Source organism: Mesorhizobium escarrei (assembly GCF_935825525.1).
Classification (GTDB): Bacteria; Pseudomonadota; Alphaproteobacteria; order Rhizobiales; family Rhizobiaceae; genus Mesorhizobium; species Mesorhizobium escarrei.
In genome coordinates, this window is record NZ_CAKXZT010000001.1 from 128252 (window position 1) to 136839 (window position 8588).

Annotated in this window: 11 protein-coding genes; 8 read left to right on the top strand and 3 right to left on the bottom strand. The window is 61.8% G+C overall.

Translation table 11 applies throughout. The features are described 5' to 3' along the window. The first annotated feature begins 42 nt into the window (after window positions 1-42). Both NMG80_RS00600 and NMG80_RS00605 read left to right on the top strand, forming a co-directional pair. Window positions 43-513, top strand: coding sequence for a DUF2852 domain-containing protein (locus NMG80_RS00600; protein WP_254016329.1), 471 nt, complete (start codon window positions 43-45; stop codon window positions 511-513). A 100-nt stretch (window positions 514-613) separates the two neighbouring features. Next, window positions 614-1372: a M48 family metallopeptidase gene (locus tag NMG80_RS00605; protein WP_029347461.1), complete on the top strand. Its 759-nt coding sequence runs from the start codon at window positions 614-616 to the stop codon at window positions 1370-1372. A 219-nt stretch (window positions 1373-1591) separates the two neighbouring features. On the opposite strand, the gene NMG80_RS00610 is transcribed toward NMG80_RS00605, so the two are convergent. Beyond that, on the bottom strand, window positions 1592-1810 hold the full coding sequence (locus tag NMG80_RS00610; protein ID WP_254016330.1) for a hypothetical protein: 219 nt from the start codon (window positions 1808-1810) through the stop codon (window positions 1592-1594). Window positions 1811-1917: 107 nt separating this feature from the next. Here NMG80_RS00610 and NMG80_RS00615 point away from each other — a divergent pair, with 107 nt between their 5' ends. The 6 genes from NMG80_RS00615 (at window position 1918) to NMG80_RS00640 (ending at window position 7710) form a co-directional block, all read left to right on the top strand. Continuing rightward, the gene (locus NMG80_RS00615) at window positions 1918-2577 is read left to right on the top strand and encodes a phosphoribosylanthranilate isomerase (protein WP_254016372.1); all 660 of its coding nucleotides are present in this window, start codon (window positions 1918-1920) and stop codon (window positions 2575-2577) included. A gap of 87 nt (window positions 2578-2664) precedes the next feature. Further along, a complete protein-coding gene (trpB, locus tag NMG80_RS00620; RefSeq protein ID WP_254016331.1) occupies window positions 2665-3915 on the top strand; it encodes a tryptophan synthase subunit beta in 1251 nt (416 codons plus the stop codon). Between the two features lie 2 nt (window positions 3916-3917). Next, a complete protein-coding gene (trpA, locus tag NMG80_RS00625) occupies window positions 3918-4757 on the top strand; it encodes a tryptophan synthase subunit alpha (protein ID WP_254016332.1) in 840 nt (279 codons plus the stop codon). A gap of 95 nt (window positions 4758-4852) precedes the next feature. Further along, window positions 4853-5779: an acetyl-CoA carboxylase, carboxyltransferase subunit beta gene (gene accD, locus NMG80_RS00630; RefSeq protein ID WP_254016333.1), complete on the top strand. Its 927-nt coding sequence runs from the start codon at window positions 4853-4855 to the stop codon at window positions 5777-5779. 124 nt (window positions 5780-5903) lie between these two features. Next, entirely contained in the window at window positions 5904-7229 is a 1326-nt protein-coding gene (locus NMG80_RS00635) for a bifunctional folylpolyglutamate synthase/dihydrofolate synthase (protein ID WP_254016334.1), read from the top strand. Window positions 7230-7290: 61 nt separating this feature from the next. Further along, window positions 7291-7710 carry a VOC family protein gene (locus NMG80_RS00640; RefSeq protein ID WP_254016335.1) on the top strand — a complete coding sequence of 140 codons (420 nt, stop codon included), beginning with the start codon at window positions 7291-7293 and terminating at the stop codon, window positions 7708-7710. Between the two features lie 42 nt (window positions 7711-7752). Here the strand turns inward: NMG80_RS00640 and NMG80_RS00645 are convergent, their stop codons facing one another. Beyond that, a complete protein-coding gene (locus NMG80_RS00645; protein WP_254016336.1) occupies window positions 7753-8034 on the bottom strand; it encodes a cupin domain-containing protein in 282 nt (93 codons plus the stop codon). 213 nt (window positions 8035-8247) lie between these two features. Next, the gene (trxA, locus tag NMG80_RS00650) at window positions 8248-8571 is read right to left on the bottom strand and encodes a thioredoxin (RefSeq protein ID WP_027152031.1); all 324 of its coding nucleotides are present in this window, start codon (window positions 8569-8571) and stop codon (window positions 8248-8250) included. Between the last annotated feature and the right edge of the window lie 17 nt (window positions 8572-8588).

The window sequence follows — 8588 nt, forward strand, 5'->3', positions numbered from 1 at the left end:
GCAGCCGGGATTGGCTGTCTCCAACTGAAGGATTGGGAGAAAATGAACACATCTGCATTGATCCGTCCGGCCTGGACGCCGGCGACCATCGCTCTGATGGTGATCGGCTTCATGGTGTTCTGGCCGCTCGGCCTCGCCATGCTCGCCTACATCATCTGGGGCGACCGGCTTGACGGCTTCAAGCGCGACGTCAACCGCGCGACCGACGGCATCTTCGCCGGCTGCCGCCGCGGTTCCGACAAAGCGGCGCGCTGGGGCCACGGCTCCGCCCGCACCGGCAACGTCGCTTTCGACGACTGGCGCGAAAAAGAACTCGAGCGGCTCAATGAAGAGCGCCGCAAGCTCGACGAGATGCTGAGCGAGTTCGACGAATACGCCAGGGAATTGCGTCGCGCCAAGGACCAGGAAGAGTTCGACCGCTTCATGGCGAACCGCAACAAGTCGACGTCGCCCACAACCGGCGGCCCCACAACCGGAGGTGGCAATTCCACGCCAGGCCTACTTGACGAGTAAGGCACTTGCCCTGACATAAATATCAAAAACGGCGTCGCGTCAGCGGCGCCGTTTCTTTTTTGTTCTATTCGTTTTCCTCGAATCACGTATCGTCCCGGCCATGTCATTCGGCTTCTTCCGCAACCTGACCAAACCCAGGCCCGCCCCCGTCGTGGAGCGAGAGCATTGTGTTGCCGGCCGAACGCTGCCGCTCAAGATCGTCGAGAGCGACCGGGCGCGGCGATTGACGCTGCGCATCGATTCCGGTGGCCGGGGCCTGCGCATCACCGTGCCACCGGGCCTGCGGCGAGGCGAGGTGGAAAAATTCCTCGACCGCCATCAGGACTGGCTGGAGCAGCGGCTGGCCAAGGTGCCCAACCGGCCGCAGGTGCGGCCCGGCATCAAGATACCGGTGCGCGGCGTGCCGCACCGCATCGTTCATGAGCCTTCGAAACGCGGGACGGTCACGCTGTCGCGTGATGAGCGCGGTCCGCTGATGATCGTGCATGGCGACCGCGTGCACCTGCCGCGCCGTATCGCCGATTTCCTCAAGCGCGAAGCCAAGCGCGAGATCGAGGCGCTGGTGGTCAAGCATACCGGGGCGGTCGGCAAGCGCGCCAAGGCAATCCGCTTCAAGGACACGTCGAGCCGCTGGGGGTCATGCACGTCGGACGGCAACCTATCGTTCTCCTGGCGCATCATGATGGCGCCGCGACCGGTCATAAACTACCTCGTCGCGCATGAAGTGGCGCATCTCAAGGAGATGAACCACGGCCCGAAATTTTGGAAACTGTGCGAGCAGCTCTGCCCCGACACCGAGCGCTGCAAGGATTGGCTCAAGCGCAATGGCGGCGCGCTGCAAGCGATCATGTTCGAGTAGGGTGCGGAATAAAACTGTAGCGACGCCGCCCCCTGTGTGAATAGTGAATGGTGAATGGTAGTGAGTAGTGAATGGTAGTGAGTAGTGAGAGCACCCCTCCTTCACTATTCACTATTCACTATTCACTATTCACTATTCACTATTCACTATTCACTATTCACTATTCACTATTCACTATTCACCGGTTCCTGCCGGCATCGCTAGGTTCTGCACTGCCGCTCAATCGTCATTCGCCGCGTTCAACTCCTCCGGCCGCAAGCCTTCGTCGGTTTGGCGCGGCCATGGCAAGAAGTCCTTCTTGAATGCGTCGCTGCTGAAATAGTCGAGCGCGCGGTGTGCCTCGGCGCCGTTGAAGGCGGCCTTGTCCATCAAATGAGCGATGACCTCGCGCGCCTGCGCGACCTTCTGCCTGAGCTCTGTAACCGTCTTGTCCGTCATGGTTTGCTCCCGCCTTCATCCATCCATTGAAACTAGGGCTATTCCCAACGCCGGCAAACAGGATGCTTTTTCTCGACTCTTTTGCCGTTTCGTGCCAATCCCGCGCCATGGCGCTCGACATCAAGATATGCGGATTGAAGACCGACAAGACGTTGGCCGCGGCATTGGCCGGCGGCGCCAGCCATGTCGGCTTTATTTTCTTTGCCAAAAGCCCGCGCTATGTCGAGCCGGCGGAAGCCGGCCGCTTGCGCGAAGCGGCAATCGGCAAGGCCAAGGCGGTTGCCGTGACGGCCGATGCCGGCGACGCGTTCCTGGATGAAATCGTCGAAAAAATGCATCCCGACATGCTGCAGCTGCATGGGTCGGAAACACCCGAGCGGGTGACCGAAATCAAGGCCCGCTATGGCCTGCCGGTGATGAAGGCGCTGCCGGTCAGCGAGGCTGTCGATCTGGAGCGCATAAGACCCTTCGTCGGCATTGCCGACCGTTTCCTGTTCGACGCCAAGCCGCCGAAAGGTTCGGAACTGCCGGGTGGCAACGGCATTGCCTTCGACTGGCGCGTTCTGGCCGGCCTTGACGCAGGCGTCGATTACATGCTTTCCGGTGGGCTCAACGCCGCCAATATCGGCGATGCCCTTCGGCTTGCCGACCCGCCCGGATTAGACATTTCCTCGGGCGTGGAAAGCGCGCCGGGCGTCAAGGATCCGGCGCTGATCGAACAGTTTTTCCGGGCCGTCAGAGCCGCGCGGGATACAAGCGCAGCCTGAAAGATAGAACCCGGAGCATGTCTCGGAAACCAGGAAAACCGGTGTTCCGACAGGACAAGCTCCAACACATGAAGTAGGAGATCGGCGATGAACAAGCCGGCGATACCCAATTCCTTCCGCACTGGACCCGATGAGCAGGGCATGTTCGGTATCTTCGGCGGTCGTTTCGTTGCCGAAACACTGATGCCGCTGATCCTCGACCTCGAGCGGCACTGGAACGAGGTCAAGGACGATCCGGACTTCAAGGCCGAATTGACTGACCTTTCGACCCACTATGCCGGGCGGCCGTCGAAGCTTTATTTCGCCGAAGGCCTGACCAGGCATCTTCGCGAGGTTTCCTCCGCGAAAGGCCTCGGAGGCGGCGCAAAAGTTTATTTCAAGCGGGAGGATCTGAACCACACCGGCTCGCACAAGATCAACAACTGCCTCGGCCAGATCCTGCTGGCCAAGCGCATGGGCAAGAAACGCATCATCGCCGAGACCGGCGCAGGCCAGCACGGCGTGGCGTCGGCCACGGTGGCGGCGCGTTTCGGCTTTCCTTGCGTCGTCTATATGGGCGCCACCGACGTCGCCCGGCAAAGCCCGAACGTCTTCCGCATGAAGCTGCTCGGCGCCGAGGTGCGGCCGGTGAGCGCTGGCCACGGCACGCTCAAGGACGCCATGAACGAAGCTCTCCGGGATTGGGTGACCAATGTCGAGGATACCTACTACCTGATCGGCACCGCCGCCGGCCCGCACCCCTATCCGGAGTTGGTGCGCGACTTCCAGTCGGTAATCGGCATCGAGGCGCGCGCCCAGATCCTCGAGCAGGAAGGCCGGCTGCCGGACACGATCATCGCCGCCGTCGGCGGCGGCTCCAACGCCATCGGCCTTTTTCACCCGTTCCTCGACGACCGCAGCGTAAAGATCATCGGCATCGAGGCCGGCGGCCGCGGCCTCGACGGTATCGAGCATTGCGCCTCGATGAATGCCGGCGCGCCCGGCGTGCTGCACGGCAACCGCACCTATCTGCTGCAGAATGCCGACGGGCAGATCATGGACGGGCATTCGATCTCGGCCGGCCTCGATTATCCGGGCGTCGGGCCGGAGCATTCGTGGCTGCGCGACAGTGGCCGTGTCGACTATGTGCCTATTCTCGACGACGAGGCGCTGGAGGCGTTCCAGCTGACGACGCGCGTCGAAGGCATCATTCCGGCGCTCGAATCCGCACATGCCATCGCGCATGCGGTGAAGATCGTGCCAGCCATGGACAAGGACCAGATCGTCATCGTCAACCTGTCCGGCCGCGGCGACAAGGACGTGCATACGGTGGCCAATATGCTGGGCATGGAGATCTGATCATGACCACCCGCATCGACCGCCGCATGGCCAAGCTGAAGGCCGAAGGCCGCCCGGCGCTTGTCACCTATTTCATGAGCGGCGACCCTGACTACGACACCGCTTTGTCGATCATGAAGGCGCTGCCCAAAGCAGGCGCCGACATCATCGAAATGGGCATGCCGTTTTCCGATCCGATGGCCGACGGCCCGGCGATCCAGGCGGCCGGCCTGCGCGCGCTGAAAGGTGGACAGACGCTGGTCAAGACGCTGAAGATGGCGTCGGAGTTTCGCGCTACCGACAATGAAACCCCGATCGTTTTGATGGGCTACTACAATCCGATCTACATTCACGGCGTCGACCGCTTCCTCAGGGATGCGCTGGCCAGCGGCATAGATGGGCTGATCGTCGTCGACCTGCCGCCTGAAATGGATGAGGAGCTTTGCATTCCGGCACTGAGGGCTGGCATCAATTTCATCCGGCTGGCGACGCCGACCACCGACGACAAGCGCCTTCCCAAGGTGCTGCAGAACACCTCCGGCTTCGTCTATTATGTGTCGATGACCGGCATCACCGGCTCGGCACTTGCCGACACCGGCAAGGTGGCGGCGGCGGTCGGGCGCATCAAGGGCCATACCGACCTGCCGGTCTGCGTCGGCTTCGGCGTCAAGACCGCCGAGCAGGCACGCATCATCGGGGCGTCGGCCGACGGCGTCGTCGTCGGCACCGCGATCGTCAATGCGGTCGCCAATGTTCTGGGGCCGAAGGGCGAAAAGACCGCCGACCCGGCCGAGGCGGTCGCCACGCTGGTCAGCGGGCTTTCGCAAGGCGTGCGTGCGGCCCGCCTTGCTGCCGCCGAATAGTCTTGATCTTCTGGTTGACCATGATCTCCGTCTAAAACCGGTTTCCACTTTTCGGGATCATGGTCTAACTCTTCGTCAGGACAGGAGCCGAAGCGATGAACTGGATCACCAACTACGTTCGCCCGAAGATCAATTCGATGCTCGGCCGGCGCACCGACATGCCTGAAAACCTCTGGATCAAGGATCCGGAGACCGGCGAGATGGTCTTCCACAAGGACCTGGAGCAGAACCAGTTCGTCATCCCGTCCTCCGGCCATCACATGAAGATCTCGGCCAAGGAACGGCTGAGATTCTTCATGGACGACGGCAAGTACGAGACGCTCGAAAATCCCAAGGTGGTGCAGGACCCGCTGAAATTTCGTGACGAGAAGCGCTATACCGACAGGCTGAAGGACGCCAAGGCCAAGACCGGGCTGGACGACGCGATCATCAATGCGCTGGGGACCGTCGAAGGCCTGCCGGTGGTGGTGACCGTGCAGGACTTCGCCTTCATGGGCGGCTCGCTCGGCATGGCCGCCGGTGAAGCCATCGTTCGTGGCTTCGAGGTCGCGTTGCAACGCAAGCGGCCGCTGATCCTGTTCGCGGCCTCCGGTGGCGCCCGCATGCAGGAAGGCATCCTGTCGCTGATGCAATTGCCGAGAACCACGGTCGGCGTCGATCGGCTGAAGGAGGCCGGTCTTCCCTATATCGTCGTCCTGACCAACCCGACCACCGGCGGCGTTACCGCCTCCTATGCCATGCTGGGCGACTTGCACATCGCCGAGCCCGGCGCGCTGATCGGCTTTGCCGGGCCGCGCGTCATCGAGCAGACCATCCGGGAAAAGCTGCCCGATGGCTTCCAGCGATCCGAATATCTGATGGAGCACGGTATGGTCGACATGGTGGTGTCGCGGCTGGAGATGCGCCAGACGATCGCGCGGCTCCTGAAAATGCTGCTCAAGCTGCCGGAAGAAGAAAAGCCGCTGGAACCGGAAATCCTGCCGCCGGTGGCGGTCCCGGCGGAAGCACGCCCGCAAGCCTGACGCGACATCCGTCGTCGCGAACCGCGATTGCGCGCCATCCGTGGCGCTGTAGCATCTTGATTTCACGCATGATCCTTTCCGGAAATCGATTTCGATTTTCGGGGTCATGCGCTAGGATTCTGCCATGACCACGCTTGCCGCCGACCGCGAAATCGAAAGCCTGATGTCGCTTCATCCGAAGGGCTTCGATCTTTCGCTCGACCGCATTTCGCGGCTGCTGGAGCGGCTTGGCAATCCGCAGGACCATCTGCCGCCGGTCATCCACATCGCCGGCACCAACGGCAAGGGCTCCTGCGCCGCGTTTTCGCGGGCGCTGCTCGAAGAGGCCGGCTTCCGCGTCCATGTCCACACATCGCCACATCTGGTGAACTGGCATGAGCGCTACCGGCTGGCCGCCGACGGCGGCGGCAGGCTGGTCGAGGACGAGGTTTTCGCCGATGCCATCGCCCGCGTCGCCAAGGCCAATGAAGGCCAGAAGATCACCGTCTTCGAGATCCTCACCGCCGTCACCTTCCTGCTGTTTTCCGAACATCCGGCAGATGCCGTCATCATCGAGGTCGGCCTTGGCGGCCGCTTTGATGCCACCAACGTCATCAAAGAACCGGCAGTGTCGGTGATCATGCCGGTTTCGCTCGACCACGAATCCTTTCTCGGTGACCGTGTCGAACTGATCGCCGCCGAAAAGGCCGGCATCATCAAGGGCGGTTGCCCGGTGGTCATCGGCGCGCAGGAGAGCGAAACGGCGCTTCAGGTGCTTGTCGAAACCGCCGAGCGGCTCGACTGTCCCGCCTTCGTCTATGGCCAGGATTTCCTCGCCTTCGAGGAAAACGGCCGGATGGTTTATCAGGACGAAGACGGGCTGATGGACCTGTCGCCACCGCGGCTGCCAGGGCGCCACCAGTTCGCCAATGCGGCGGCGGCGATTGCGGCGGTCAAGGCGGCAGGCTTCGAGATCAGCCATCGCGTCGCCGACAAGGCGATGCACAATGTCACCTGGCCGGGGCGGATGCAGAAATTGGCGCAAGGCAGGCTGACGGAACTGGCGCCGAAGGGAGCCGACATCTGGCTCGACGGCGGCCACAATCCGGGCGCCGGCGCGGTCGTCGCTGAAGCACTTGCCGAGCAGGAGGAAAAGAACCCGCGGCCGCTGTTGCTGATCTGCGGCATGATCAACACCAAGGACCAGAGCGGCTATTTCCGCGCCTTCAAGGGCCTGGTGCGGCATGTCTACACGGTGCCGGTGAGCCTCAGCGAGGCCAGCGTGCCGAATGACGAACTGGCGATCCGCGCCGTGGAGGCCGGCCTGTCGGCCGAACCAGTGAGCTCCGTCGCCAATGCGCTGATGCTGCTGCGCGACACGTGGGACGGACCGCCGCCGCGCATCCTGATCAGCGGCTCGCTCTATCTGGCCGGCGCGGTGCTGGCCGAAAACGGCACGCCGCCGGTTTGAGGCGCGTGTTCACCGGGGCACGATGACCCGGACTTCGTCAGATCACCGCGAGGAGCCAGTCATGATCAAGGTAAAGCAGCTCGCTCACGTTTGCATCTTCGCGAATGACCTCGAGGCGACGCGAAGCTTCTATCGGGACGTCCTCGGCATGGACACCCAGTTCAACTTCCTGCGCGACGGCAAGATTTTGGGTTTTTACCTCAATTGCGGCAGCCGCAGCCACATCGAGGTGTTCCGGAAAGATGGGGCCAGCTATAGCGACTTGAACCAGATCAACCACTTCTGCCTCGAAGTGGAAAACATTGATGCCGCGATCGCCCACGTAAGGTCGAAAGGCGTTGACGTCACTTCAAAGAAACACGCGTGCGATGATACCTACCAGGCATGGATTCGCGATCCTAATGATGTGAAGATAGAACTGTTTGAATATACTGAGAAAAGTGCACAATTCGTCGGAGGCCATCGTATCGCGGATTGGTGACCGCGCTTCCGGCCTATGGCGGGCTGAGACGGCCTTGGTGGATTACTTCAGCTCGATCTCGATGAAGGCATACTCGCCTTCATTGGCGTTGATGACGTCATGCTCGACGCCCTCCTTGCGGAAATAGGGCGCCCCCTTCTTCATTTCGGCGAAGGATTCGCCCTCCTTGGTCAGGAGCTTGAGCTTACCGTCCATCAGCGGCACGATGACATAGTCATGGCCATGGCGGTGCCAGCCGGTATTGTCGCCCGGCGCGAAGCGGTATTCGGTGACGATGACACGCTCATTGTCGATGAAAACGGTGGCCTTGGCGGATCCGGTCATGTCGTTCTCCTGCTTCAAGCCAGACAAGAACATGGGCCGGCAAATGGCGAGTGCCAGGGCGGACCAGCCGCATGACCCAGAAAATCCGATTCGATCTTCTGGGTCAGATCAAGTGCTACAGCGTCCTTCGCGCGTCCAGGAGGACACGCGCCTAGATGACGCTACGAAAAAGCCCGGCGCGAGGCCGGGCATGATTGCGAAATTACTGCCGGATCAGGCGAGATTGCCGTTGATCCAGTGCGACAGCGCCGTCTTCGGCGCGGCGCCGACCTTCATGTCGGCCATTTCGCCGCCCTTGAAGATCATCAGCGTCGGGATCGAGCGCACGCCGAACTGCGCGGCCAGCTCGGGATTCTCGTCGATGTTGAGCTTGGCGATCTTGACCTTGCTGCCGAGTTCGATGGCGATGTCTTCCAGCGCCGGCGCGATCATCTTGCACGGGCCGCACCATTCCGCCCAGAAATCGACGACGACCGGCTCCTTGGCGTCAAGCACATCGGTCTGGAAATTGCTCTTGTCGACCTTGACGGTGGCCATGCGAAAATCCTTTCGAG

What these genes read in the sequence shown, in the direction of transcription:
- NMG80_RS00635 (WP_254016334.1), top strand. Translation starts at nt 5,904, where the DNA reads ATGACCACGCTTGCCGCCGACCGCGAAATCGAAAGCCTGATGTCGCTT.
- NMG80_RS00615 (WP_254016372.1), top strand. Translation starts at nt 1,918, where the DNA reads ATGGCGCTCGACATCAAGATATGCGGATTGAAGACCGACAAGACGTTG.
- accD (WP_254016333.1), top strand. Translation starts at nt 4,853, where the DNA reads ATGAACTGGATCACCAACTACGTTCGCCCGAAGATCAATTCGATGCTC.
- NMG80_RS00610 (WP_254016330.1), bottom strand. Translation starts at nt 1,810, where the DNA reads ATGACGGACAAGACGGTTACAGAGCTCAGGCAGAAGGTCGCGCAGGCG.
- NMG80_RS00605 (WP_029347461.1), top strand. Translation starts at nt 614, where the DNA reads ATGTCATTCGGCTTCTTCCGCAACCTGACCAAACCCAGGCCCGCCCCC.
- NMG80_RS00645 (WP_254016336.1), bottom strand. Translation starts at nt 8,034, where the DNA reads ATGACCGGATCCGCCAAGGCCACCGTTTTCATCGACAATGAGCGTGTC.
- NMG80_RS00600 (WP_254016329.1), top strand. Translation starts at nt 43, where the DNA reads ATGAACACATCTGCATTGATCCGTCCGGCCTGGACGCCGGCGACCATC.
- trpA (WP_254016332.1), top strand. Translation starts at nt 3,918, where the DNA reads ATGACCACCCGCATCGACCGCCGCATGGCCAAGCTGAAGGCCGAAGGC.
- trpB (WP_254016331.1), top strand. Translation starts at nt 2,665, where the DNA reads ATGAACAAGCCGGCGATACCCAATTCCTTCCGCACTGGACCCGATGAG.
- NMG80_RS00640 (WP_254016335.1), top strand. Translation starts at nt 7,291, where the DNA reads ATGATCAAGGTAAAGCAGCTCGCTCACGTTTGCATCTTCGCGAATGAC.
- trxA (WP_027152031.1), bottom strand. Translation starts at nt 8,571, where the DNA reads ATGGCCACCGTCAAGGTCGACAAGAGCAATTTCCAGACCGATGTGCTT.